At 46.0% G+C, this 26,590-nt stretch carries 16 protein-coding genes; 7 read left to right on the plus strand and 9 right to left on the minus strand.

The annotated features are described in order from the left end of the window. Positions 1-61: 61 nt before the first annotated feature. From gldC to AABK39_RS08490, 4 genes are all read right to left on the minus strand, one after another. On the minus strand, positions 62-412 hold the full coding sequence (gldC, locus tag AABK39_RS08475; protein WP_338394495.1) for a gliding motility protein GldC: 351 nt from the start codon (positions 410-412) through the stop codon (positions 62-64). 104 nt (positions 413-516) lie between these two features. Next, positions 517-1,554 carry a WD40/YVTN/BNR-like repeat-containing protein gene (locus tag AABK39_RS08480; protein WP_338394496.1) on the minus strand — a complete coding sequence of 346 codons (1,038 nt, stop codon included), beginning with the start codon at positions 1,552-1,554 and terminating at the stop codon, positions 517-519. 58 nt (positions 1,555-1,612) lie between these two features. Continuing rightward, positions 1,613-2,812 (minus strand): L-2-hydroxyglutarate oxidase, encoded by a 1,200-nt coding sequence (lhgO, locus tag AABK39_RS08485; protein WP_338394497.1) that lies wholly within the window; start codon positions 2,810-2,812, stop codon positions 1,613-1,615. 240 nt (positions 2,813-3,052) lie between these two features. Continuing rightward, the gene (locus AABK39_RS08490; protein WP_338394498.1) at positions 3,053-9,739 is read right to left on the minus strand and encodes a T9SS type A sorting domain-containing protein; all 6,687 of its coding nucleotides are present in this window, start codon (positions 9,737-9,739) and stop codon (positions 3,053-3,055) included. A 1,495-nt stretch (positions 9,740-11,234) separates the two neighbouring features. Here AABK39_RS08490 and AABK39_RS08495 point away from each other — a divergent pair. Continuing rightward, entirely contained in the window at positions 11,235-12,623 is a 1,389-nt protein-coding gene (locus tag AABK39_RS08495; protein ID WP_338394499.1) for a hypothetical protein, read from the plus strand. Between the two features lie 614 nt (positions 12,624-13,237). Continuing rightward, the gene (locus AABK39_RS08500; RefSeq protein WP_338394500.1) at positions 13,238-13,828 is read left to right on the plus strand and encodes a helix-turn-helix domain-containing protein; all 591 of its coding nucleotides are present in this window, start codon (positions 13,238-13,240) and stop codon (positions 13,826-13,828) included. Positions 13,829-14,112: 284 nt separating this feature from the next. Here the strand turns inward: AABK39_RS08500 and AABK39_RS08505 are convergent, their stop codons facing one another. From AABK39_RS08505 to AABK39_RS08515, 3 genes are all read right to left on the minus strand, one after another. After that, complete coding sequence (locus AABK39_RS08505; protein ID WP_338394501.1) at positions 14,113-15,303, minus strand: peroxiredoxin family protein; 1,191 nt, start codon at positions 15,301-15,303, stop codon at positions 14,113-14,115. A 41-nt stretch (positions 15,304-15,344) separates the two neighbouring features. Beyond that, on the minus strand, positions 15,345-16,760 hold the full coding sequence (locus tag AABK39_RS08510; protein ID WP_338394502.1) for a TlpA family protein disulfide reductase: 1,416 nt from the start codon (positions 16,758-16,760) through the stop codon (positions 15,345-15,347). Between the two features lie 157 nt (positions 16,761-16,917). Continuing rightward, a complete protein-coding gene (locus AABK39_RS08515; protein WP_338394503.1) occupies positions 16,918-17,133 on the minus strand; it encodes a hypothetical protein in 216 nt (71 codons plus the stop codon). A 277-nt stretch (positions 17,134-17,410) separates the two neighbouring features. Between AABK39_RS08515 and AABK39_RS08520 the strand changes: the two genes are divergently transcribed. Then, the gene (locus AABK39_RS08520) at positions 17,411-18,547 is read left to right on the plus strand and encodes a hypothetical protein (protein WP_338394504.1); all 1,137 of its coding nucleotides are present in this window, start codon (positions 17,411-17,413) and stop codon (positions 18,545-18,547) included. A gap of 71 nt (positions 18,548-18,618) precedes the next feature. Here AABK39_RS08520 and AABK39_RS08525 read toward each other — a convergent pair whose 3' ends face one another. Together AABK39_RS08525 and AABK39_RS08530 are read right to left on the minus strand one after the other, a co-directional pair. Next, a complete protein-coding gene (locus tag AABK39_RS08525; RefSeq protein WP_338394505.1) occupies positions 18,619-19,746 on the minus strand; it encodes an AAA family ATPase in 1,128 nt (375 codons plus the stop codon). A 198-nt stretch (positions 19,747-19,944) separates the two neighbouring features. Then, a complete protein-coding gene (locus AABK39_RS08530) occupies positions 19,945-20,751 on the minus strand; it encodes an RNA ligase family protein (RefSeq protein WP_338394506.1) in 807 nt (268 codons plus the stop codon). A gap of 385 nt (positions 20,752-21,136) precedes the next feature. Here AABK39_RS08530 and AABK39_RS08535 point away from each other — a divergent pair, with 385 nt between their 5' ends. From AABK39_RS08535 to AABK39_RS08550, 4 genes are all read left to right on the plus strand, one after another. Then, positions 21,137-21,886, plus strand: a complete 750-nt coding sequence (locus tag AABK39_RS08535) for a DUF3667 domain-containing protein (protein ID WP_338394507.1) — start codon at positions 21,137-21,139, stop codon at positions 21,884-21,886. Positions 21,887-21,977: 91 nt separating this feature from the next. Continuing rightward, a complete protein-coding gene (locus AABK39_RS08540; protein WP_338394508.1) occupies positions 21,978-23,843 on the plus strand; it encodes a leucine-rich repeat domain-containing protein in 1,866 nt (621 codons plus the stop codon). Between the two features lie 333 nt (positions 23,844-24,176). Next, complete coding sequence (locus AABK39_RS08545; protein WP_338394509.1) at positions 24,177-24,443, plus strand: hypothetical protein; 267 nt, start codon at positions 24,177-24,179, stop codon at positions 24,441-24,443. A gap of 238 nt (positions 24,444-24,681) precedes the next feature. Beyond that, a complete protein-coding gene (locus tag AABK39_RS08550; RefSeq protein WP_338394510.1) occupies positions 24,682-26,559 on the plus strand; it encodes a transglutaminase domain-containing protein in 1,878 nt (625 codons plus the stop codon). Positions 26,560-26,590 lie beyond the last annotated feature (31 nt).

The raw sequence follows: 26,590 nt of genomic DNA on the forward strand, positions 1-26,590 counted from the left end.
TCTGAAGCCAAAAAAACGGCGCATTTTTGAAAATGCGCCGTTTTTTTTATAGGCTTTAGGATTATTTGCCTTGGTCTTTTTTCAACTCCTTCATATGGTGTTCCGAAAGCTTATCGCAGAGTTTGTTGATCTCGTTGGCCATAAACTCGTCGCCAGTGGAGTTCAGTAACGTTTGTGACCAACCGCCAAGCGAATCGATAAAGAAACGCTTCATTTCGTGAGTGTTGAGCTCTTTGTCCCAAAGGTCGATACGAAGAGTCTGCCCGCCGTTTTCACCGTCCCAAAGGTTTACGGAAACGGCCTTGATAGGCTTGGGGCCGGCAGAGGTGGAATCGTCGGCTTCCCAAGAAAGTTTTTCCGGAATATTGTTGTTGTCAAGGTCTACGTTGATCTTGATTTCTTTGCGGTTCATATCGGATGTTTTAGAATTCAGTGAAATGAAGGGGCAATATGAGGCTTTTTGCCAACGGAGGCAAGCGTATAGAAAAAACCGATCATTTGATAACTAGGTACAGCCTATTCCCTCCGAATCTCAATCCTCGCGATTTTGCCGTAGGCTCCGGCTACCCAACCGTATTTCCCGCTCGGCGAAAAGCTTACGGTGTAAAAAGCTTCCTTGTCTGTTTTTCGCCAAGTCATGCCGTTATCCTCCGAAAGATATGAACCGTACCGCCCTACGGCAACAGCGATATCGCTATCAGGCACATAGCAAACCGACGAGGTGTAGCCCTTTGCGGGTTGAGATGGGAGAGTCCAAGTTTTTCCGCCGTCTGTGGTTATGGCCATGGAAGAGTTGTTCATAGTCGAATCAAGGTATTCACCGCCAACGGCCAAGCCGTTGAGGTTGTCTTTGAATGCGATCGAATAGATCCCTTTGGCCGGAGCGCCGTGGGAGAGAGGGGTGCTGGATACGGACGCCTTTTTCACTTTTGTGTTGTAAGAAATCGTTCTGGCCTGATCACCGCCCAGACCGTAAATGATTTCTCCGTTAGCCAAATAAGCGAGCCCCGATCCGCTGGCGGCGAAACCGGCCTCTTGTTTCAATATCGGAACATCATCGGAAGAAACGGAAACCTTTTCCCAAGTCATTCCGCCGTTTGCTGTATGCAACACCTGCTGCTCGCCGTTGATTGGGTCGCCGTAAACCGCCCCGTCAAGCTTATTGGCGAAATCCATCCCGTCGTAAAAAATCTCGGGTCTGGTGTCCTCGTGAACCATTTTCCAGTTGAGTCCCGCATTCTCGGTCAGATAGATTCTGCCAGGGCTACCGGCGCTCAATATCAGCGCTCTTTTCCCTGAAAAAGCTTCGATATCCCGGAAGTCAAGCGAGTCAGCTCCTTGTACCGTAGTGGTTGTCCAACTCTTTCCGCCGTCCATAGTCAAACCTACAATTCCTTTTGATGCGCTATACCAACAAACGGAATCGTTTACGGCCATCAGTCCGCGGATATGGGATTTGGAACCGCTTTCTTGTGGAGTGTAAACAATGGTTTTTGGTTTCGTTTCGCAAGAGAACAGGGGCAATAGAAGGAGTAAAAGTAGTTTTCTTGTCATGGTTTGTAGGGTTTGGTTGTTTCCGGAAAAGGGAAGCCCCTTTCCCGGAAACAGGGGCTTAGAATCTTGTCAAAATCTTTTCGGAAAGCGTCTGTCCGATCGACAGCGCCGAAGTGGCCGCGGGCGAAGGCGCATTGCAGACATTCACGGCGAATTCGTTTTCGAAGATCAGGAAATCATCCACCAAACCGCCGTCTTTTTCGCAAGCCTGGGCTCTGATACCGGCACCTCCGGCCACCAAATCCTTCTCGGTGATTTCCGGGATAAGGCCCTGCAATGCTTTGGTAAACGCCTTTTTGGAGAATGAGCGGTACATTTCTCCCATACCTGTCTTCCAGTATTTCGAAGCCACTTTCTGGAATCCGGGCCAAGTTAGCGTCTCAAAAAGTTCTGCAAAATTAATCTGCGTCTTTTTGTAGCCTTCTCTGGCAAAAGCCAAAACGGCGTTAGGCCCGGCCTCCACGCCACCTTTCATCATACGTGTAAAGTGTACGCCGAGGAAAGGGAAGTTAGGATCCGGAACAGGATAGATCAGATTCTTCACCAATGATTCGCTTTCGGGCTTAAGCTTATAATATTCCCCTTTAAAAGGAATGATCCTGAGATTTAGTTTTTTGCCCATGGTCATTTCCGCAACCTTGTCGGAGTAAAGACCGGCGCAGTTGACAACAAGTTTGGTTTGGTAGTCGCCCGTTGATGTCTCGATAGTACTGGCCACCTTGGCGGTGGTGATATTGGTAACCTTGGAGCCCATCTTGATTTCTCCTCCAAGCTGTTGGACTTTCTGCCCCAACTTTTCGCATACTACCGAATAGTCGACAATCCCGGTTTGGGGCACCCACAGGCCTTCGATACCGCTTACGTGAGGCTCGTGTTCTTTGAGTTCCTCCTTGTTTAGTCTTTTGATGCCTTTAAGTCCGTTGGCTGTTCCCCTTTCCAAAAGGTTGTTCATCAGCGGAATTTGTTCCTGAGCGGTAGAGACTACCAATTTACCGCAAAGCTCGAAGGGAATCTCTTCTTTTTTACAAAAGTCGACCAGTTCGTGGTACCCCCTAATACAATTGGTGGCCTTGAGAGAGCCCGGCTTATAGTACAGACCTGAGTGGATAACACCGCTGTTATTGCCGGTTTGGTGGGCGCCAAGTTCCTTTTCTTTCTCGATCAAAAGGAGCTTGAGGTTAGGGTTTTGACTTAGGATCTTATATGCGGTAGCTAGCCCTACAATTCCGCCCCCGATTATGCTGATATCGTATGTCACAACTTGGAGATTAAAATAATAGAAAAATCAGTCAGCGTTTTTCAATCAAACACACCGCAATTTAGCCCTTTTAGGGCAGTGAACCATTATCCTGTTAACCGAAAAGTCGCAGTGAGGAATGACTTTGGAAAAAGAGTGGAGTGGGAGTGTGGAATCGCAATTAAAAATTAGATATAAAGACGAAAAGGCCTTCCGGACACCCGGAAGACCTTTTTAATTTGTGAAGGATAGTTTATCCGATTATTTAATGCTTATGCGTTTCACAAAGGTGTTGTCGCCGGCTTTGGCTTTCAGCACGTACATGCCACTGGCCAAGTTAAGTTCGACTTTGTTTTCTGCGCCTTTTCCGTCGGCGTTGAAAACCATGTTTCCTTTGAGGTCGTAGACTACAATCGCGTCAATATGGCCGTCCCATTCCACGTTAACCTCGCCGTCGCTAGGCACTGGGTAAACCGTGATGCTCTGGGCCTTGGCGGCAGTTACATCCGTTACGGTGTTGACCTGGATGGCGATCACTTTTTCACCGGCCTCAAACTTGTCATTTTCCGGAACCGAGGCTTTCACATATGCGATACCCGGGCTCTTGATGATGACTTTGTTGCCTTCCAGCGCAATCACTCCGTTATCGATTACCTTAGCGTAGGAAATCGGCGCGTCTGAATTGGACGATGCTGTCAGGATAAAGGCCGGGTCGTCTACGGTCTTAACCAAGTTGTCGAAATTCTCGATAACGGTAACCGCCCTTTCAACAGTCACTGTCACAACCCTGCTGGCGCTTTCAAAGCGTTCCGTATCGTTTACATACGCTTTGACTGTCGCGGTACCCGCTTTTAGGGTAGTTACCTTGCCGTCTTTCAGGTTGATTACGTCCGAGCCGCTTAGGAGTTCGTATAGTACCGTTCCGTCCGAGTTGCTGGTCGCTTCGTAAGTGAAGATTGGCGAGTCGTATTTTACCGTCATATCCTCGATATTCTGGATCCAGGCTCTGGCGGTTTGTACGGTTACGGTGATCGTCAATTCTCCGGCGTAGTACTTCTCGGTTTCGTTTACTGAGGCGGTAATAGTCGCCGTTCCGCTCTTCAGGGTCGTGAATGTCGGCCCGTCAAGACTGATTACGTCGTCACCGGAAGTGAGAGCGTAATTGATCGGCGAATCCGAGTTGGTTGTGGCGTCCAAAGTAACCGGCCTGTCAAGGTACGTAGCCGTAATATCCGCAAAGTTCAGGATTTTCGGGAACGCCCTTTTAACATCAACTTTAATCACTCTCTCAACGCTTAGGAATTTGTCGGTCTCCGGAACGGTTGCCTTTATGTAGGCCACTCCGCTTTTCAAGAAGGTGACCACGGCGCCGTCGAGGCTTATCACGTCGTCGCCCGACACTACTGAGTAGCTTAGGCTTCCGTCCGAATTCGTTCCGGCGGTAAGAGTTACCGGAGCGTCGCCGTAAGTGTTGGTCAAGTCATTGAAGTTGGTGATAACCGCTGTAGCCCTCAGCACTTCGATAGTGATGATCTTCTCCGACGCGAAGTACTTGTCAGTTTCCTGAACATAGGCCTTAACCATCGCCGTGCCCGATTTCAGCAACGTGATTTCGTTACCGTTCAATGACACTACGTCGTCACCGCTTTCTAGCACGTATCTGATAACACCGTCCGAGTTAGTGGTGGCGTCAAGATCGAATGGAGCGTCGCCGTAAGTGGAAACGATATTAAAGAAGTTGTCGATAGTGGAAATCGCTTTTTCTACCCTTACGGTTGAGAATGCGAGTCCGCTCGTATAGTTGTCGGTTTCTTCGATTCTAGTGGCGATAGTGGCTACACCCGATTGCAGAATAGTGACCAGGTTGCCGTCGAGGCTGATTACTTCTTCACCCGAGTCTATCGAGTAGGTAACGTCTCCATCCGAACGGCTTACGGTGAAGAGTTCGAACGGTACGTCACCGTAGGTCTTGTCAGCGTCATCAGTCACTAACAATGGATCAGCTTTGTTAATGATTAACTCTGCGTCGGCAACACCCGCTTTGTAGTTGACCGTCGAAGCAATTGAAGCCCTAATGGTAACATTGCCCGCCTTTACAAGGCGTACCTCCTTGTTGTAGTCTCCGTAGAGAGAAACCGCTCCGGTTCCGTTTTCGACGGAGTAGGTGATGTCGCCCGGTGAGACCGCGGTGGCCTCAAGTTCGAAGTCGTCGTCGTCGAAAGTTTTCTGGATATCGTCGAAGGTAATGACCGGCTCGGCCTTGTGTATAGTCAGTTTGGCATTGGCTGTTCCGCTATTGAAGTTAGCCGTTTCTTCGAATGTTGCGGTCAGGTCTACATAACCGGCTTGCAATACGGTGAAGAATTGGTTTCTGTCGCCTTCGAGTACGATAGCGCCTGTACCGCCTGTCAATGCGAAGTCGATAACTCCCTCAGGAACCGATCCCGCCTGAAGCTCGAAGAGCTGGTTCGGGTCATAGGTAACGGCTTGGTCCTGGAAGTCGATCGTAGGATCGGCTTTGAAGATCGTGAAGGTTACGTCCTCGAAGTTCGGCAGGTAGTTAGTTCTTTCTAACGCCTTGGCCCGGATAGTGACCGTTCCCGCTCCCAGGATTTCCACAAACTCGTTGTCGTCACCGTAGAGTCTTACGTCGCCTGTGCCTCCCGGTACCACTTCATACTCAAACTCGGCCCCGGCCGGCATGCTCATAGCCTCCAAGGTAAAGTCCTCGTCTCCGTAGGTTTTGTCCGCGATAGCGAAAGTAATGCCTGTAGCCGCTTTGCTGATGACTATTGTGGATACGCTCGAAGCCGTACTGTACTTGCCGTCTGTGTTGAATGTGGCTTTGATATCCACTTCGCCGGCTTGTACTATTGTCAGGTCCTCGTTGTTTGGCCCGCCAAGGGTAACGGCTCCGCCATCCCTGCTGGCCTCTATCTGGTAAGTTACTTTACCGTCATAGTCGCCTGGCGGTTGGATGTAGTTGTTCAGGTCCAGATCCTGATCGCCGATGGTTACGGGAGGGATGTTAAACCCTACGGTTGGCGTAGCCCTGTCAACCGTCATGGTCGCCACTTTATGGGCCGGGTTGTAGTTGGCGTCACCGCTTAGAACGATCTTGAAGTTTACGGCTCCGGCCCGTTCAATGGTTACGATACTGTTATTTGTTCCGCCCAGTTGCGCTACGGTATTGTTGGTATCCGTTTTCTCGTAAGTGAATGTGCCGTCGTAATCTGAAGGTAGTACAGTGTCATCCTCAAGACTAAACGGTTCGTCTCCATAAACTTTCGTGAAGTTGTCAAAGAGGATGGCCGGATCGTCTTTGGAGATAGTTATGGTTGCCGTAGCCGAACCTTCGTTATAGTTAATGATGCCTTCTTCTGAAACCGCTTTTATTACCGCTGTTCCGGCCCCACGAATACTTACATATGTTTTTTGTGGCTCAGAAGGGTTAATGTAAAGGGCGACATACTCACTGCCACTTACCACTTGATAAGTGATTGGTTCCGGAGCATTGGTTGTTGCTTCTAATTCGAAATTCGGATCATTGTATGTTTTGTCAATGTTTCCGAAAGTGACCACAGGGTCATCTTTATTTATAGTCAATGTAGCCGTAGCTGTTGTCGAATTATAGTTGTCATCGTGGGGAATATTTGCCGTAAGCTCTATAGTTCCCGACACCAATAATTCGGCATGTTGCATTCTGTCTCCGGTCAAAGCCACGTCGCCAAGAAGTGGGTTTTGGGTGGCTTTGCTATATGTAGGAGCACCCGTATAATCATCCGGCAGGTTAAGCCTGTTGTCCAGATTGAAATCTGGATCATTGAATGTCTTTGTGAAGTCACTGAATATATCTGCGGGAATAAGGTCCGCTTTGTGAATCGTTAGGCGAGCGGTCTTGTTATTGGCCTCATAGTTATGGTCTCCGCCCAGCGCTACTCTGATATCCACATGGCCGGCTCCGGTGATCTCTACGTCGGCGTCACTGTCTCCGCTAAGCAGTATGCTACCGGTGCCTCCGTCATCGAAGAACTCTATAGTTCCTGTATAGTCCGAAGGAACTGACAGGTGATCAAAGAGGTTGAAGTCTTCGTCTCCGTAAGTTTTCTGGAAATTGTCGAAAGTGATACTTGGAGAGATCTGGTTGACTGTCATATTTGACGTAACCTTCACTTCCTCAAAGTAGTCGTTAGCGTTTATCTTAAACTCTAAGGTAATTACCCCGACTTTGTTGATTGTCGCGGTCTGGTTGTAAGCGCCGCTAAGGCTGACCACTTGGTTGCCGTTATCCACTTTTGAGAATTCATAACTGTCCGTTTGGAGAGTCATGTCCATTCCGTGTGATACGGCGATTTGTTGGCTACGGAACAATGTGCCGTCGCCGGTGACTATAACCTTATTGCGTAGATCCAACGGGTTGGTGCCGTAAGCCCTGCTAAAGTCTGGGAACGAAATAGAGTAGGGAGCGGGCCTTTTCACTATGTCAACAGTCGCCGACACTACTCTCATGTCGTATTTGTCTGTTTGCGCAAGGCTAGCGGTTACCGATACTGTTCCGGTAGTCAACGTTTCCAGCAAGCTATTGTCTATGCCGTTTAACTCGGCTGTTCCGGTTCCGTTGTTTACCGAATAAGTGATATTCGCTTTCGAATAATCGTCAGGTACGGTAATAAGATCATCCAGTTCGATCTCGTCCAATACTAGGGCTTCGAAATCGTTGAACGTTACCGCAGGGAAGTCTCGATCAACTGTTAGCTCGGCTATTTTGTGATGAGCGCTATAGCTGTCTGTCGTAGCTACGTTCATTCTTAATTTAACGACTCCCGAACGTTTGACCGTAACTATGGACCCTGTTAAGTCAATAGCGTCGTCAAAGTCTTCCTCGACTTGGAACGTAATAGTACCGGGGTTAATCTCATCAACATATGCGTAGTCTTCCAAGTCAAAGGTATTGTCCCCGTACTTATACTTCTTCGTAAAGTTGTCGAAAACTAATGTTGGTGTGGCCTTTTGGATTTCAAGCGTGGCGTTTACATCCCTTGCGTTGTAATTTGCGTCTTCCGCAAGGTGTACGGTTAATCTTACTTCACCAACGTCTCCGACTGTGGCCAAATGGTCATTGCTTCCGCTTAGGGATACAGTACCGTTTGTGCCATTGAAATTGTTAGTGTTGGTAAACGATATAGTGCCGGAATAGTCGGTAGGGAGATTCGAAATTTGCTCTAGCAAGCTGAATTGAGGATCTCCGTAGGTTTTGTTGAAGTTTTGGAATTGGACAGTTGGCGTTGCTTTGTCAACTGTAAGCGTTCTGCGGATAACCGCTGACTTAAATATGTCGGTAGCGGGCAAGTCAACTTTGACCACCGTATGTCCGGCGTTGGTGTATGTTAGTACCGTTCCGCTGATAGAAGCGACATGATTGGAATTTGGGTTGCCGGGAGCGCCAGTATCAGGCTCCACGTAAAATTCCGGAGTGCCGTCATAATCAAATAGGTTAAGGCCTGTGGTAAGGTCTAAAGTATTGTCAAGGTCTCCGTATGTATATGGCCCCGTAGGGATATTAAAGGTGACGGGGTTTTCCGCTTTCCCGATTTCTATTTTTGCCCAAGCGTCGGCATCTTCATATCGGTCTGAGTTGGTCATTGTGACCATTACCCAAGTTTCGCCACCTTTTAATGGATCTGCTATATCAGAGTCAATGCCTGTAATGTCAATTAAGTCATTGGCTGGGGGTGGAGGGGTAGAGCTATTGTCACCATCAACTTCGGTGTAAGTGATCGTTCCGTTATGGTTGTCGTCACTGAATGAGTCATAATCCGAAAGCGTAATTTCATCGGAATTACTGCCGGGGGTAATAGTTGTTGAGGCATTGTTGAAGGTAATTACCAAATCGGCTTTGTCTACCGTTATGGTTACGTCTTTGTTTGCTGTTGCAATTTCATGGTTACGGTCATCGATGCTAACTTCGATTACGTATCCGCTTTTTGCGATTTCGAAAAGCGCGTCCGTATCGTTGGTGATCGTGAGATCCGTATCGGAGGTTATATTTGAGAATGTAGCGCTTCCTGTAAATCCAAAGTAAGGGTCATTTGAAGCGTCTTCGAAGCTAAGGTAATTATTCAAGTCCCTAGCTTGCGGATTGTACTTCAGATTATTGATTCCATTACTGATAACTGGTCTGATCTGCTTTTTCCCTACGGTAAGCGTTTGTCTGATAATCTTTTCGTTATAAGTGTCGGTTTGAGAAAAGATCACCTCGATTTCTACGGAACCGGCGTTGTTGTAGGTGAATGTTTCCTTGTTGTTGTTTCCCGCATCTGGTGCGAGGGTGCCTACGTCATTGGAGCTAGGAAGGGCCTCGACGCTGATGGTTCCGTCATAACCTACGGGGACACCGGTGAAGTAGTCCTCTATTACCACCTTATTATTCAGGTCTCCGTAGGTTGCAGTGAGACCGCTTAGATCAAAGTCCGCCGGGTTGTTTTCCCTGTTGCTTACTGTTACGAGTACGGATGTGGTTTTTGTGTCATATTCCGCAGTGGCGGGGTAGGTAATGTTTAATTGCGCAAAACCTATGTTGTCATAGGTAAGCAATACATTGTTGAGGTCCGTATCATCCAAACTTATTATACTTGATGTCACTCCCTCAATAGCGAAGGTTGGTGTTCCGGTATATTGCGGGTTATCGATATTTTCAGTGGCGAAAGTGTTCAGGTTTAATTCGGAATCACTTAGATTGGCCGTGATATTGGATACGGCGTTATTTGGAATAGTGTGCTTGACCGAGCTTCCTTTTAACGTATAAGTGAATTCCTCCTCTTGAGGGAGATCGTCATCATCCAGCCATTCAACAGTAAAAGCTATGCTGGCTTCATGGTTTTCGCCTGTGGTAGTGATATCTCCGGGAGAGTATTTGACCGTGAATGTTTGCGTGTCGCCTATGGCCATATCTAAGCCATTTAAGCCACTCTGTACTAGTTCAAATTTCCCCGGGTCAGTGCCTGAAAGCGCAATAAATGGAGCTGTTCCTTTTAGGTTAATAACACGATCAAAGTCATTGGTGATGGTAAAGGTTATATCCCCTGAGTTTTGGTCGTATATAATGTTTCCAAAGTTATATTCACTGCCAATATCTTGGGAGTTTACTGAAACTGAGGCGGGTGGAAGTATTTCCAGCTTCCATATAGAAGAATTTTGATTGTCTACAAAGTAAAGGTCATTGTCATGAAAATGGAAATTTCTGGCATTTCCTATATTCATACTAGTAATATCACTTATCTCTGTTCTTGTTTCTGCAGTGCTTGTTCCTGATCCAGCAAAATTTGAAATAATGCCATTGTCGACACTAAAAATTTTGTTTCCATCACTGAAATAAAAGATATCATTATTTAGATTGAACGCCATTCCAATGTGATTATCCACGCTAAGGGATACGTCGTCTGCAGTGGCTCCATTAGAAATAGGGTCGCTGCCTCCACCGACAAAGGCAGTGCCAGTGTTGTTGGGAGAAATAGTGTTGTCAGAGTGTTTTTGATAGATATCTCCAGAGCTATTTACAGCAACTTGCCAATAAAGGCTGCTGTTTCCACTGCGTTGGTTTATATTTTTTGTAACTGTGTTATCAAGTAGATTTATTACGACAATAGGGTCGGCTGAGTTATTAAATTGGGAGGCTATGTATAATTTATTGCCTATAATTTGTATTCTGCCGGGGAAATCATGAGTGTAGCTCCTGCCCGACCAAAAATTCTCTAAATCGGTTGTTGGAGCACCTGTACCCGCAACGACAGTTGCGCTTGACATGTCACTATAAACCACTTCTGTATTTGTGTGAAAGTCGAGCTTATAAATTATATGATCTACAGCGCCGATATACAAATCTCCATTAGCATCAAACGCAATGGAATGAGCTTGTGAGGGAGGGCTAGGTACAACTAGTGTTTTAGTTCCGTTATCTTCGATTCTGTAGATATTATCGAAGAATGGTTCGGAGTAAAAAACCTTTTTGCTAATAGGGTGGACAGCGATACTTGTTGCATTGCCTATGCCAGAATCATCGGAAACTAATACAGCCCTATACTGCGCCCTAGCCCCGACACACCAAAGTGTCAGCAACATGCTGAGGGCCAGTAATCGTATGAGTCGATTTTTTTTCATGAGGAGAGAGTTATTTTATTGTAATTCGGTTTATTCTCTAGTCATGAACCGGTTAGAGGGCTTTCGGTTTTTTATTGTCTCATTTTTTGAAAAAAAATAAATAATTGATTTTTCTTAGTAAAGGGTAAAGAGTACAGAGTAAATAGTCTGCGTGTGGTTGGGGCGGGGATTTTCTGTTGTAGAGATATGGCGACCTTATCTCAGCGTTACGGTTTTCATTTGATAGTAAAGGGTAAAGAGTACAGAGTAAATAGCCTACGTGTGGTTAGCGGCCGAATAATTGCGTATGCAAGAGGCGTTACGCTTTGCGGAAAGTATGTTTAAAAGGGTTTCGGTAAGGAAAAAGTCGGGCAGGGAGGCTTCTGCGGGAGAGCGTTGCGTGCGGGGCGCCGTGCCTTCGGCGGAGGCCGTGGTACAGCGTGCCGTGGGTTTTGAGATAGAGAAGGGCGCTTACCGTTTTTTCCGTTCGCCGGAGCATTACCACGAGATGACGGCCGCGCTGTGGGACGGCTATATACTCAGCGAGGAGGAAATCCACGGCAGTGTGCGGTTCAGAAAAGGGGATATACTGCTGGAGGGGGATGGCTTTACGGTGCAGGCCGATATTTCGGTAAAGGAGCGGTGGCCTTATATGGAGATAGTGACGGACCCTTTTGAGGAAACGCCGGAGGGCTACGCGAAGCTGACCGCCACTATGGCGAAGCTAACGCGGATGATGGCCAGGGTAAAGCGCGAGCCGGGGTATATATGGCTTAGCAACCTGAAGGAGTTCGGCGCTTTGCGAAGCGAGCATAAAGAGGCGGTGATGAAGACGCGGGGTTCCGAAGAAGCGTATTTTCAGGTAACGGCCGGCTTGGGGCTGGATAAGCTGGGTAGGCTTTTCGACGATCTCGGCTATCCGGACGAAGAAGAGACCGAGGCGGAACGGGAACGCAAGGCCGGGGGAAGAAGCACTTTTATACCTCCGAACAAATCGGTGGATCCGCTTTTCAGGTACCGTTCGCAATTGATGGTGAGGGAGGTGGACCGGACGGTAAGGCGCTTGGCCGACAGGGCGCCCATGCTGAAGGATCCGCAACTTATGGGCCTGTTGCGGGTGGTGGGGATGTATCTGATGTTCGGCTCGCAGGAAGTGGGGCATTATCCGAAAAGCTTTGTACCTGTTTTGGCCCGTACCGACGTGGCTACGATGTTCGAAAAACTGCCCAGACCGTTAAAGGCTACCTTGCGGAATTATAAGGCCAACCTTTGGCGGGCGGTGGTGGATGACCTTTGCGGTCTGTTGGGTATCGGCGGGCTGTCCGCCCGTTTTTTTGCCCGAGGGGTGTACCAATACCACACTAATTTGGCTATGCGGAATATGCTGGGCAAGGATTTGACCCGGGACGATTGGGTAAGTAACTTGCCTTTCGGAAAAGATTTGTTAACGGAGAAACACTATCCGGACCGGCACCGCGCGTACCTGTTTAGGGCGATGGGCGGTATGGGCGCGCATATGGATAAGGACAGTGATAAGACGGGGGCGCCTGTTTTTGAATTTAGAAAGATAAACAAGGACGTACCGTTCAGCGAATGGCAAAGCTTCGGGCAGTCGGTGTTCAAGTATATCTATGCGCTGAACAGAGGTGAGGATAAGGCCTTTGGGGAAGATGTGGAAATTTCCAGTACAAAGTAAAGGGTCGAGAGTAAATAGTCTGTGTGTGGTTGGGGCGGTGATTTTCAATCGTAGAGACATGGCATGCCTTGTCTTAGCGCCACGGTTTTCATTTGATAGTAAAGGGTAAAGAGTCCAGAGTAAATAGTCTGTGTGTGGTTGGAGCGGTGATTTTATATCTCAATGTGGAGGGTTGGGTGATATTTAGTGCAAAGTTGTACTGGGTTTTTTCGGATTCGTTTTTTTCTTCCGGAGAATTCCCTTTCATTTCGGCAAGGCCTTACCGTTAACGGTATAGGGCTAACACTCCAAGCAGTCTATTTACCCTTTACTCTGTATGCACTACGACATAATTATTGGCATTTAAAAGACGATAGCCCGAAACCATAAACGGCTTGCTTATAACAAGCTCCGGTGTTACTTTTTGAAAGATCAAAAAGTAACCAAAAAATCTCTTAAATACGGCTACAAATTTTTCTTCCATCCAAAAGCATTGCGGTTATGGAAGAAAAATAAAGGCCTGAAATTAGTTTTTTGGAGCGCATTGGAGCTCAATAATGGAGCAGAACTGTAAAGCGATTAAAACAAGGGTGATTTTGTTCCAGTGCATATTCATTACTATCAAAAAAAAGAGAATGTCCCAACTGAATATAACCCATAGGGCCCGAATATTTTTAGGTATCCGCGAGGGGAAGACCGACGCCGAGATCGCGCGGGTTATCGGGTTTCATCGCAGTACCGTGGGGCGGGAGATACAACGCAATGGCGGACGGGAGGGCTATGACCTTTGGAAAGCGCAAGGCGCCCGGGACCGTAGGCAGGGCTTGGCCGTGTTGGGTAGAATGCTGTTTGGCGGAGGCGTGCCGTTTAATTCACGCTTACGCAAACGAGACCTGAAATACGCTTACTTTTCCTATGCGCATATCCATTGGTATGATTTTGACCAAGACCGTTTTTTTCGGAAAAGTGAGACTTGGAGGCACCAGCCTTATGTTCGTCGGCGTAGTGTCTCGGTCTTTTTTGGGTTTCCCAAGTCGGGAAGAATGTCATTGGGCTCTTTGGAAAAGGAACAAGGGGCTGACAAAAGTATTCGGCGAGTTGAATGGAATGATGTCGGTTTGGAATGGCTGGCAGACAGGGTGATTTTGTCTTCTTTGGTGCCGGAGAAGCGTGGTCGTATGGCTAATTGTGTCTTTTTGGTTGCTAATGGACAGTTGTCGGCTTAGGGCTTGTTATTTTTTTGGAAGAAGGGTTCCTTTTACCGTTTTCGTATACTTTTCCTGAATGTTTTTGAGTCTCTTTTCGCTTAGTCCTTTTTGGGAAAGAGGGGAGTTGGGACTTGTTGCGTTTTAACAAGATCATCCGGAGACAAGACCGCGGTTTGTGGAGGGCGTTAAGGTTTTTGAAAAGACCGGTTGGCGGTTATGGAGATGGTAGTGTGTTTAAAAAGTATAGCCGTTCCGCATTCAAGCAAGAATAGATACGGAACGGCCAAATATACCTTATAGTGTCAACTGCCGCCCATCAGCTCGTCGAGTTTTTTGAAGAACGCCGGATCGGCGCCTTTGTATCTCGCGACGATGTTCAGCTCTTTGTCAAGGATAACTTTGGTGGGAAAGTTCGTTACTCCGTACATAACGTCGATAGGGTTTTCGCTTTCGCGGTCATTATAGAGTTGGAGCCAAGGGAGTTCGTGTTTTTCCACCGCATCTTTCCAAGCCTTTTTACCGTCGAAGCAATCGACACCCACTATCTTTATGCGGTCTCCGTACTTTGTGTGACACTTCTTCAGTTCGGGAAATTCTTTGGTGCACCAACCGCACCAGCTACCCCAAAAGTCCAGCACGATATAATCCGCTTTTATTCCGGACAAAGCGACTTTTTTTCCGTCAAGGGATTCCAATTCGAAATCGGGGGCTTTCGCGCCGGCTACCAACAGTTTTTTGGCCTTGTCCATCCTCGTATTTCGCTTGCCTCTTTTCAAGGCTTTGCGCAAAAAGTCGCCGAAGAGGCCCGAGCGTATGTTTTCCGGTATCTGATCGTAGTATTTTGCCACAAGGGCGGGGCCGCCGCTCTTTATGAGCAAAAACAACGAGTATTCTTCGTCAAGATGGGTGGTGGCGTATTCTTTAAGCCTTTCCCGCGCGGGAGCCCGGCGTTTGTTCCGTTCTTCGAAAAGCTTATTGGTTTCGTTTTTTGACAGTCCGTTTTGTTTGGCTTTGTCAAGTTGCATTTCCAAACTGTCGAATGCCACGTAGTCGTTTAGGTTCGCTTGCCTTAGGGTTGTCGCCGTTTGGGCCATTTTGTTGCCCTTGGCGTTTACGCTCCACCGGTCGGCGAGCAGTTCGGTTTTGAGAGACAAACGTTCGCCCGGAAAAATAAAGAACGCGGCGCGCATGGCGAATCCCCAATAAGGCCCGCGCTTATTGCCTCTGTGGCGGATACCCGCTTCCGGTATCGCCGTTACGTATTCCGGTTCCGAGAGGTTTAGCGTAATCGAAAACTTGCCGTCGCGTACAGGTATAGTGTCCATTTTTGGTTCGCCATTACCGCCGAAATGACTGACGGGGCCGTGTTGGATAATGATGGAAGCGGTGGTTTTGCCCTTTACCACGCCTTTAAACTCTGTCTTTTTTTGTCCGAAAACGGAAAGGCTTGCCAACAATAAGCATAAGAGGGGAAGAAGTCTAGTCTGTTTCATCTGCTGAATATTTTTAGGCCACTTTAGCCAAGGTTTAAAAATTAGAGAGACTTGAAGCTAACGGATATTTCATTTTCAAGGCTTTGTAAATCGGCTGGCCGGCTGGCGCGTTTTTTTACGATGTCGCCGTTTTCGTCAATAAGCATATACCAAGGGATGGATAGCCCGCCACCGTTTCCGAAAATTTTCTCCAAATCTTTGACCAACGGTTTTTCGGCCCTGATATGGGAGCCTTCCAGCTCATAGTAGCGAATCATTTCGTTCCATGCTTTCTCCCTGTCCGGCCGGTCAATGGAGATATACAGTACGTTTATCCCTTTGCGCTTGAGTAGTTTCTTCAACTCCTTGTTGTGTTCGAATTCTGTCTTGCACGGTCCGCACCATGTTGCCCAAACGTCTACATACAGCTTCTGCCCCTTGAATTTTTTAAGCAATTCTTCCAAGCTTGTAACCGTCTTTGGGTTTTCGACAAAATGGATATTGTCGGGAGCGGGTTGCGCCACTTTTTTATGAAAAGCCTCTATTTTTGAGACCAGTGGCTGTACGTGCGGCGTGAAAGAGCTGGCGGGATACGATTGTTTAAACTCGTCAAAGAGAGATACCAATTCTTTTTCGAAACGTTTTTGGAACGCGCGCTCATGGATATAGTAAGCGATAAAGGCCTCTTTGACCGGCTCCTCAAAATACTTTTTTGCGGTGTTTACGGTAAACGTATGGGCTTTGCCTTGCTTGGCCAGCGCTCTCATTTTTTCTCGGGAGTAGCTTTTGTCGCTTCGGACCTTGGCCTTTATTATGCTTTCCGTTAAAGGAAGGAAAGCCACGCAAGTTTTGTATTGCGGGTCGTTGGCCAACCGCAAAGCTTCGCCTACGGTTTTGAACGGTTCGGGGCTACGGATAGAAAGCAGAATGTCTTGTTCGGCGTAGAACAGGGCCCGGTCTCTCTTTATAGCGTTCAGTACTTCTTGCGATAGCTTTTTAAGCTTCGTCAAGGAATCCAAGGCTTTGTATTCCGCAACTTTTTTCGCCTTGGCCTTTTTATGGATGTCGCCGTCGCGTCCAAGTTTCTTAAGCGCTTGCAAAGCCTGATGGGGAAGGTTGGAGTAAAATGTGTTCAGTTCGGCGTCGGTACCTTTTATTTTAAAATTCTCGCCTTCCTGCCCAAACTCGACTTTGTATTTGCCGTCGGGTTTTACAATCATATAATTGAGCTTGGCTTTTTCCGGAGCTACCCAAAAGAATGTCGGCGATTCCGTATTGAGAGTAATGCGGAAGTTACCCTTGGAATCGGTTTTGGTTTTTTTGCAGTAGAGGGGAAAGTTGGCCTTCGCCGAAATATCGGCGTAACGTACAGTCTGGTTAACGGCGCCGTGGAGTTTTCCCTTGATGACCGTTTGTCCGAAGCTTTGCGAAACGGCCAATGCCAATAAAATCAAAAACGAAAAATGACAAAGTTTCATAGAGTTCTATTCGTTATCTAAAAGTGATAAAAAGTGCGACTTGTGTATGGCAAACGTAGTCAATGGCCGGCGGGCGAGAAAATGTAAGTGACCAACAACCTGTATAGGGTGACGAATGGTTTTGGTCATTGAAATGGGGCGGATTGGGAATGCGTAATTATGATAAAGGGATAATTTGTTTTGAATAGGGGGAGGAAAGGGCTGTTACAATCCCTCTTGAGAAGCTATGTGCCCTGACTAAATTATTGGCATTAAAAATGCCATATCCCAACACCATCGACATTTTGGACTTAAAAGGCTCCAGTGTTACTTTTTGAGAGATCAAAAAGTAACCAAAAAATCTCCCAAATACGGCTACAAATTTTTCTTCCATCCAAAAGCATTGCGGTTATGGAAGAAAAATAAAGGCCTGAAATTAGTTTTTTGGAACGTATTGGGATTAAAAATAGTTTAGGCCGTTGAGACGAATAAAACAAGAATAATGTTGTTCAAGTGTATGATGTTGTACTTTAAATAGTTAAATTTTTCTTAAATGACAATTTAGGTTTTCTGACCTATCTCATAAAGCATACATTGGACATTGTTTTTGGCTGTCTTTACGCCGGATTTTCGGGCAAAGGGAGGTTAAGGTTAAATCCAAATGTTTAGCGATGAAGTATAGGCTTACGATTCTTTTAGCTGTATTGATCTCAAAAGTGTGTACCGCCCAGATTGCGGTGGAGCGGAATCTGAATGTGGAATTGGTGGAAAAGGATAGCGCCACGTCCGCGAAGATCGAAAACTCTTTAAGCGCTTTTCTAAGCGAAGCGAAGAATAGGGATTATTCTTCCGAATACGTTGATACGGTTCATTTAAATAAATACAGGTTCTTTTTTGAGAAGATGGCGGGAATCGGGAAAGGGTCGGACTCTTTTAATCACCCGTTGATCTTGAAATCATTTCCGTTGGAAGACGGAAGCTTTAGAGTGACAGTGGCTTTTACGGGAACAAGAGACAGTAAGCCTTTCGTTTATCAGGTTACCGAACTTAAAGCGGTTCCGTATCGAAATCACTTCCGTTTCTATTGCGCGTTTGAGGACAATACCCGGAATTTCAAAGAAAAGAAGATAGATAACGTAACGTACCATTTTAGCGGAAATTTTAATGATCGGAAAGCCAATGAGTTTGTACGGCTAGTAAATGATTTGTCAAAACTTACGGGCGGTCCTAAGCCGGAGCTGGATTATTATTCTTTCCAAAGTTTAGACGAGCTGTTGAAGTCTTACGGTTTTCTGTTCAGCGCCCGCCAATGCAATTTTTTGTGTTATGACTTGGGCTTTACAGATAACAAAGGGCGGATATACATGACGGGGACCGGTAACGAAAACTATATTTTTGGATATATAGGCGAGTATTTATATTACAATCTTCCGAATAGGGAACAGATGTATTGGCCCTTTGTGCAAGGCGTTTCGGCATATTACGGCGGTTATGGTTTGAGCTATGACGATATGGCCGAACTTAAAAAGCAATTCAGGGATGAATTGGCCAAAAACCCGGAAATAGATTTTTTGGAAGAATTTAAGAAAGGGAGAAAATCCGACGTAAACAGGCACTTTTCATATTATGTTATGAGCGCTTTTCTGTTTGAGGAAGCGTTGGATAAACAAGGCTTCGACAAAGCGATTTCGTTGGTGTATTCCGGGGAAAACGGGGAGAGGTTTTTCGAAAATATAAAAAGGGTTTTAGATATCGAGGAATCGGACTTTCATAAAACGATAGTGAACCTGATTAATAAGCGGATATGATTTAACGGATAAGGCTGAGAAAAAAAGAAAAATAGAACGCAGAACCGCTAAAGGTTCTGCGTTTTTGGTTATTATTCCCGAATAACAAACTCTATTTCGTGGGCCTCTTTCGCTTGTGGAATATCCAGTTTACCTATCATCTTGTCGATGGCTCGTAACGGAACGGGGTATTCCCGGTTTTCGTTTTGCCGTAAGAGCGTTGAATAGGGTACCTCAATATAGACAATTCGTACTCTGGCCTTGTATTCCATGAAAAGCGAAATCCATCGAGCCCTTGTATCGGCCACTATATTGGTGGCGTTGAAAACGAAATCCTTTTTTTTCCGAAGGAATACTCTAGCCTCTTCTTGGGCCATCTGGGCTACTCTGCCATTATCTTTTTTATTTAATGGATCGAATCCGTTTTTACGACGGATATCGTCCAACGAAACTACCGGTATATCGCCCATTGATTTGATATAAGTGTCTTTTCCGGCTCCGGGTAGCCCCGCCAAAAGCGTTACCGTACAGGTGAAATCCTCGAAAGGTTTATAATCGATATACGCTTCCTTTTTATTGAGGAATAGGAACCGCCCGTAGTCAGAGGCGAATGAGCGCGGATTGCCGAAGCAACTATTCTCTTTGCACAGTTCGTCAAACAAATCCACGTTTAGCAGTTTGTCTGCGTTGTCTTTTGCTATACGGCCGTTTATATCGGCCCGGCAAAGGGAGCTAAGCATACGTGTGTCAACCACAAGGCTTGCCTCAATCACGGCTTTGGACGCGTTTCTTTTTTCCATTCCCCATAAAGGCAGACCGTGGTGCCTGACCAACCGCGCTACTTGTTCGCGGATACGGAAAGGAACGCCCATGGTTTTGTAAAGAATCGATCTCGCTGATTTCTCCCCGCGTTTGGCGTGGAACGGGGAGGTGATTCTTACCTTTCCGTTGCGGATTTCCTCTTGGGTGGTGGAGGCTTTTTCGATATCATGCATCAAGGCCGAAGCGAACAGGATTTGTTGCTGTTCGGGAGTGTAGTCGTCAAAGCCGGGGGCGTTTAGCAATGCTTCGCAGACCATCCGGGTATGGGTCAATACGTCTCCCTCGGCATGCCACTCAGGGTCTTGCGGAACTTCGGACAGAATTCTAAGCCATTCGAAGTCTTTGACTAAAGCGTCCCAATCCGGTCGTTTTTTATTTAAATATTTTGAGAATAACATAAGGCGTTTCTTTTGGTGGTACGATGTGTAGGGCAAATAGCGAAGAGTTTGCGATTATGTTTTTCCGTTGTTTGAAGGACACTACGAAAAACCTCCTTTTCTGTTTTCGAAACGATGAATTATTTGCCGAAAGAAATACAGAATCTACTTGAGTCAATCAGTATTAACTCTGCACGCTTACCGCTACACAATGAAATTCTAAGATCGGTTAAAAGATGTTTTGCTTAAATATTGGTAAGCGTGCCAACCGTATCGCTCGTAGTTCGTGAGTGTGGCGGGCTTCCAATTGCGTGTCCAGTGCTTGTCGGTTTTGACATGGCCTTTTCGGACTACCTTGAAAAGGCTATCGAACTCGTTATGCTGTACGGGCAATATTCCGTTATTTGTATAAAATCCTTCCGCGTTTCGGATTACAAAACCTTCTGAGCAGGGTTTGCCGTCTTTTGGATCATATCCGCCGAGTTTTCCAGATAGTTTGACGCTTTTTTCCCAAGGCATTCCCAGATTTTGGGCAAGCCAATGCGCGACAGCCTCATCCTCGTTTTGAGAGGACAGAAGGCTGTCTTTTAAAGAATACTTTACCGGAATCTCGGGAACAACGGGAAAGTCCAATAACGAAGCGTAAAACTTAACGGCGTCCCAAGACAACCAATACCCTTTTTCCCGGATGGCGAAGACATAGAAATACGATTCCAGTTTTGAATATGCGATGGAATGCACACCGTACATATTCTCACCGAAAATTTCCAGATCCTTTAAATCGTTCTTAATCAGGTTCCACCGTTCCCAAAGGGGCTTGTCCCAAGGGAGCGCGGAAGGCGCCGCGTGCGAACGAGCGAATACGCCATCTTTATTTAGGCAATTATTCTGTCCGTCCAGCTTTTCGGTCAGGACCAAACGTTTCATTTTGGAGAAGACAGTCCCGTATCCGGTCGGCATAAACCGGTCGTCGGAAGTTGTTCCCGCACTGCACCTGGCATGCAGGGAACGGGCATATTTTTTCATTGGAAATAAGTAATCTCTTAAAAATGTAATTAGGTGTAGCCGAAATTGATCCCGAAATATTGGGCGCACAAAAAAGCCTCGTCGGCTGGGTGCGGACGCGGACGATCGGGAATACGATCGGCTGATTTTTGGCAAAGAGCCGGAGATTACGAATTACATGACTTGTGTAGATTTTGGCTTTAGAGCCGTTTCGAAAAATCAGGTGCAAACGTATAGCTTTTATTTAATCCAACAAAGTGTAAACTTGATTTATTCGGTCAATTGATATGTGTTTTATTTTTCAGTCTTATATATTGCCATGATATATTGTTGTTTTGTGCTTTTCGCTATAGGCTTCCGCTTTTGTTGATTTTTCCTATAAAGGCCGGCTGTAGATATACGGATTATGATTTGTAAAAACTGTGAGAACGATTTCGAAGGTAAATTTTGCAATAACTGCGGACAGAGTTCCGAAGTAAGGAAAATCGATTTCAAATATCTGGCGGATGAGTTGGCGAACAGTGTTTTTCAGATAAACCGAGGACTGTTTTTCACGATAAAGGAGCTGTTTCTGAAGCCGGGAGTTACCGTAAGGGAATTTTTGGAAGGCAAAAGACAACGGCACTCCAAGCCTTTGGCGTTTTTGTTACTTACCTCCACACTATATGTGTTGGGTTTGCTTTTGGTAGGGAAAAACACTTATCATGGAGAACTGATGGAAGGCGTGTTGAGCGGGTTCGATAGACCCGAAGACGCTTCGGTTATTATAAGTTTTTTTCATTGGTTGGCCAAGAACCACGCATACGCAATGTTGTTGTTTTTACCGGTTTTTTCCTTGGCCTCGTTTTGGGTATTTTTCCGGTCAGAATACAATTATCTAGAACATCTGATCCTTAACGTTTATATCACGGGAGAGCAGAGTATGATTTATTTGGTCGGGTCGTTGTGCGTTTTGGTTTTTGATAATTATATCATGCAATTGTTGCCCGCTTTGGTCGGAATCGGTTATAACTTCTGGGCATTCAAACAATTTTTTAAAGGAGGAAACGCGTTTACGAGAATGCTTCTTACTGTATTGACTTACTCGCTGTTTATTATTTTGGTAGGCACCGGGATATTTTTGGTCGGGATGATTACCGTTTTTTTGAATTCATGATATAAGGTGAGTTTCGGTTTTGCGGAGTGAATATCCCTGAAAACAGCCTTGCGTATTCGGGTATTTCGCCGGAAGTTTACCGAAAAAAAAGATGCGTTGGGAAGAGAATTTTTCGTCGGCCGAAGATAATCGTATACCATTGTCCGCTTTTCAAAATCCGGAGGCGAGGGTATTGGACGTTAGCGGATTGCAAAATCCTGTTTTTCCGGAAGACATTCCCGAAGACTGTCCGATTATTCGGGTGGTGATGAAGAATTGCGGTTTGAGAACGGTGCCCAAGGTGCTGACGAAATTGCGCAGGATGATTTTGTTATATCTGGAAGGAAATCAACTGGAAACTTTTCCGGAAGAATTGGCCGGTTGCCCATCGCTTTCCCATTTGTATCTTGACCAAAACCCCTTGCGTAGTTTTGGCGGGTATGACCAAATCAAATCCCTGACGCATTTGTCCATTATAGAAACGCCTTGCGCCACAAGGGTGGAGGATCTGCTGTCAAAGCGAATTGTGACGATAACCGGTTTTGACTGGAAGACTGTTGGGCCACCCCAAAAAGATTTTTCTCGATTGGCTTCGGCGCTAGCCAAATCGCCGTTAAGCGAAAAGGAAAAGCGGGACTTGCTGTTGTTCGCCCAAACAAGGCGGGATATTCATTTGCCTTTGGGTACGCTTGAGGAAAGAATCCGCTGCTTGTGCGTGCGGCAAAGGGAATTGAATTCAAGAGCCCGAGAATTGGTATTGGCAAGAGAAGCGGAAAAGTTGCGGGAAAAGCCCTTGGATAAGAAAGCGACGCTTCTGGTAGCGGGAAAGACATCGTTGAAAAAATCGGAAATCAAAGGAATATGCGGAGAGCGTGACGTGAAATATGTCCCGAAGTATTCCGAAGCCGTTACCCATGTATTATTGGGCGACGTTCCGAAAGAGTTGTTGGGACAGAAAGCGGAAGGCCTTGTTTTCCTTTCCGAAGGAAGCTTTTCGGCGTGGGCAGACGAGGAACGCCCGCAGTTTATCGGCCAAGCTTCCAACGATTTGGTTGAGAATATCAAAGAGTTGCTATATTCCCGGCAGGAGGAGAATATAGCTTTGGCATTGGAGATGATGAAAGCGGGCGGTGTACCAAAAGTCTTATATTTTCCATGTCTTTTTCTGATAAAAACGCATGGGGGTAAAGCGGTGAACGTATTGAAAAAACACCTGAAAACCCTTTTGCCCGAGGAGTTGCAAGGCGTACTAAAAAGCCGGGCCACAATCACTTGGACCGATCTTTCTCCCTCACAGTTTAATTTCAAAATCTCTGAAGAGCAACTCCGCGACGCGGGCAGTGAAAAGGAATCGGAGATAGTCCGGAAACTGGAAAAGAACGAGGAGCAGTGGGGCGTGGACTTTTGTCTGTGGTATGCGCTGGAATATTTTAAAAACCGGGGCAGGGGTTTGCGCTATCTTATGACTAAAGTAAAGCCCAACCACCCGTTGCGTACGGAAGCGATAGATTTGCTGATGAAAAACGGGACATTGGATTGGTCCAAGGCCTATGGCTATGAAGGCGATTGGTGGAGCGAGAGGCAACGCAATAAGAACCTCCCGATTCCGATGCCTTTGGAAATAGTGAAAAAAGAAAACGTGAAGGAGTTGCGCCTACAGTTTTGCAGATTGCACGAGATGCCCGAAGGAATAAACGCTTTCAAAAATATCAGGAAGCTGGATTTAAGCAAAAACGGCTTGAAAGACCTGCCTAATTCAATATCGGAACTAAGTGAGTTGGAAGAATTGGATTTGTCCGAAAACTCATTCCGAAAATTCCCCAAGATATTATTGAGAATGAAGACTTTGAGAAAAGTACTTTTCGGTAAACAAAGCAAGCATATTTACGGCAAAGCCTTCGAGCGGATAGAGGTGCCGGCGGAGGTAAAAGAGTTGATGCCTGATTGCGTATTTGAGTTTGCCGAGAACGAGAAGTAGCGTGATTATGTACTGTGGCGTAATTAGCCTTGTTTTAATCGCATTACAGTTCTGCTCCATTATTGACCCCAATACGTTCCAAAAAACTAATTTCAGGCTTTTATTTTTCTTCCATAACCGCAATGCTTTTGGATGGAAGAAAAATTTGTAGCCGTATTTGGGAGATTTTTTGGTTACTTTTTGATCTCTCAACTAGCGAAGCGTTCTCATGAACTCCTTTGAAAGAAAACAAGAGTGAATAAATAGTAACACCGGGGCTTGTTAAGCGCAAAATGTTCGTGGTTTCGGGATAATGTATTTTTAATGCCGATAATTAAGTCAGGAAGCATACTTATGGGTATTTACATTGGTCTGTTGGTCGCCTATTTGGCCATTTCGATTTGGAGTCACCTGAAGGTTTTGAAAAAAGTCACGCTGACCCGCCGGCAAAAGAGGTTGCATATTGCCCTTGTTTGGCTGTTTCCCGTTTTCTGGTATTGGTTATTGAAAGAAATCACGAAAAGCGATATTCCGGAAGTAATGATCAAAGGAAAAAGGGACAAACTGTACCGTGAAGCCTCCGGAGGGTTTTACGAGAGCAATGAGGGGACGATGGGATAAGATGTCTGTCTTTGAGTAAGATTGGCGTTGAGGATGGAGTGTTGTTGGCGAATTTTTTAGGATAAGTTTTCGAACGGCTGAGGTTTTGTAAACCAAAAACTATTTTATTAGTTTTTGTGTAAGTTTAAGACTTCAACCATTTTTTGATTCGGAAATGAGAGCCATAACCATTCTCTGTTGCTTATATTTTTTAATCGGATTACCAATATCGATACTTGCCCAGCAAGATAGCCTGGCGGTGAGGGGCATTGCGAAAAAAGTTCCAAAAGCAATATCGGGCGACCCCAAGAAACTGGCCAAATATCTTACGGAGAAAGAAGGTTCGGAGGCCCAACGCGCGCTGAATATATACACTTGGATTATCCATAACATCAGGCATGGAAGGGATAAGCGCTTGGGGAAAAAACCGGAACAAGATCTCGCTTCCAGAGTGCTTGCGTACAGAAAGACGGATTCTAGCGGATACGCCGAACTGTTTAAGTCGTTATGCCGTCATGCTGGCTTGGAAGTCCGGAATATCGAAGGCTATATGAAGTCCGATGATTTTTATGACGACGGCATGGAGCTCTCCTCAATGGATCATATTTGGAGTGCTGTCCGCATCGATGGGACTTGGCGGTTGGTCGATACGTATTCGGGAAGCGGGGCATACATAACCAAAGCGGGCGACCTAAGAACCGCAATCAAAAAACTTTTTGGAAAACGGGTGATACGTTCAAAAATGGTTTTTGTCCAGAATCCGCAACTCAATTATTTCTGTGCTGATCCCGAAAAATTGATACGAAGCCATTTTCCGGCCAACCGATATTGGCAGATGCTTCGTTACCCGGTTTCCAGAGTCTCTTTTCAAAATGGAGAAGAATACAAGGATATGCCTGACGCATTTCAACCGTTGGAAATATTGGACGCCACGGAGCTCTTCCGTTATGGGTTGATGACCGAAAAACAATTGGCGAAACGGACGATGGACTTAATGGAGGAAGATCCCTGGGATTTTGGATATATGTGTCGTGTCCAGGCCATGAGGGCCACTGATAATTATACGTATTCGCAAATGCCGGAAGTTTTGTTGTCGCAGGTCGAAGAGGTGGTTTCGAACTATAAGAAAGCCTTGAAGTACGCCAACAAGCATAAAGCGAGGGTAAGCGCCGTGTACAGGAGGAGTTCGAGTAAGCTGAATAGAAAGCTGAAGAACGGTTATTCGGCCCGTACACGTGATCTTAAGAACTTTGCTGACAGAAGAATCCGGACATATAAAACGGCGCTAAATCGGGAGAAAAAAAAGCGCGGGCTTGGTAAGCCGAAGGCAGGGGAAAACTTGGAAATGCCTGGCTATAAACCTAGAAAGATAAGGAATCCGAAACCACAAACAGTAAGGGATTCGTTGCGAAGTGTGGTTTATTCGGCATTGGATTCGGCCCAAAAGTTTAATAAGCTTTCGCAAATTGCTTTGGAGGATTATTTGCGGGAATACCGGAATCTTTATAATGAAGTCTATCCCGAATTTTCGCGAAGTATCGATTCGCTTAATATAAAAGTCGAAAGACATCTTTTGTTGATGGAAGCGAATGTGAGATTGGGACGTTTGTGGGAGGCGATGGACGAAATGGATACGCTGTATGCCAAAGAGAAGCGGGTGTTTGACGCGATTACGGCATTGCGCCGTGATATGAAAGTGCATTCGAATAAAGTCCGTTATTGGTACCGGAAGTCGTTGTCGGTTTGCCAAAAGGGCCGAAACGTTTTACATGAGGCTTTTCCGGAAACAGCCGAATTCGATAAAGCTTCGGAATTATATAGAGAGCTTAGTATCCATACGCTTAAATCGAAACAGCGGATCAATCATCTGGACAGTTATATAAAACAAGATAAACAAACGTATTTGGAATGGGCGGGCGCTTTATTGCCTCGGTTTGTTAGGCAGGCTTCTTTTATGGTAAGCGGAAAGAGCCTGGCAAAGGAGCTGGCTGAGGTAAAAGGGAAATATCTTGAAAACAGGAAGGCTCACCAATTGAAGCGAATGGAAATCTTGCGTGGGATAATACGGATACAAAAACGGGAGGTAGAGAAAAGAATCCCGGGATTACGGAAAGCCACGACTTATATAGTTAACTAACCGTTGCTCATTTAAATCAATCAGAATTTTC

This window comes from Fulvitalea axinellae (genome assembly GCF_036492835.1).
Taxonomy (GTDB): domain Bacteria; phylum Bacteroidota; class Bacteroidia; order Cytophagales; family Cyclobacteriaceae; genus Fulvitalea; species Fulvitalea axinellae.

Excerpts from the sequence above, each read along its gene's own strand:
- AABK39_RS08545 (WP_338394509.1), top strand. The coding sequence starts at position 24,177 with ATGGGTATTTACATTGGTCTGTTGGTCGCCTATTTGGCCATTTCGATT.
- AABK39_RS08520 (WP_338394504.1), top strand. The coding sequence starts at position 17,411 with ATGAAGTATAGGCTTACGATTCTTTTAGCTGTATTGATCTCAAAAGTG.
- AABK39_RS08540 (WP_338394508.1), top strand. The coding sequence starts at position 21,978 with ATGCGTTGGGAAGAGAATTTTTCGTCGGCCGAAGATAATCGTATACCA.
- AABK39_RS08525 (WP_338394505.1), bottom strand. The coding sequence starts at position 19,746 with ATGTTATTCTCAAAATATTTAAATAAAAAACGACCGGATTGGGACGCT.
- gldC (WP_338394495.1), bottom strand. The coding sequence starts at position 412 with ATGAACCGCAAAGAAATCAAGATCAACGTAGACCTTGACAACAACAAT.
- AABK39_RS08505 (WP_338394501.1), bottom strand. The coding sequence starts at position 15,303 with ATGAAACAGACTAGACTTCTTCCCCTCTTATGCTTATTGTTGGCAAGC.
- AABK39_RS08510 (WP_338394502.1), bottom strand. The coding sequence starts at position 16,760 with ATGAAACTTTGTCATTTTTCGTTTTTGATTTTATTGGCATTGGCCGTT.
- AABK39_RS08480 (WP_338394496.1), bottom strand. The coding sequence starts at position 1,554 with ATGACAAGAAAACTACTTTTACTCCTTCTATTGCCCCTGTTCTCTTGC.
- AABK39_RS08495 (WP_338394499.1), top strand. The coding sequence starts at position 11,235 with ATGCAAGAGGCGTTACGCTTTGCGGAAAGTATGTTTAAAAGGGTTTCG.
- AABK39_RS08535 (WP_338394507.1), top strand. The coding sequence starts at position 21,137 with ATGATTTGTAAAAACTGTGAGAACGATTTCGAAGGTAAATTTTGCAAT.
- AABK39_RS08530 (WP_338394506.1), bottom strand. The coding sequence starts at position 20,751 with ATGAAAAAATATGCCCGTTCCCTGCATGCCAGGTGCAGTGCGGGAACA.
- AABK39_RS08515 (WP_338394503.1), bottom strand. The coding sequence starts at position 17,133 with ATGGAAGAAAAATTTGTAGCCGTATTTGGGAGATTTTTTGGTTACTTT.
- AABK39_RS08490 (WP_338394498.1), bottom strand. The coding sequence starts at position 9,739 with ATGGCCATAGGCGACACGCAAACATTCACGGTCAAATACTCTCCCGGA.
- AABK39_RS08500 (WP_338394500.1), top strand. The coding sequence starts at position 13,238 with ATGTCCCAACTGAATATAACCCATAGGGCCCGAATATTTTTAGGTATC.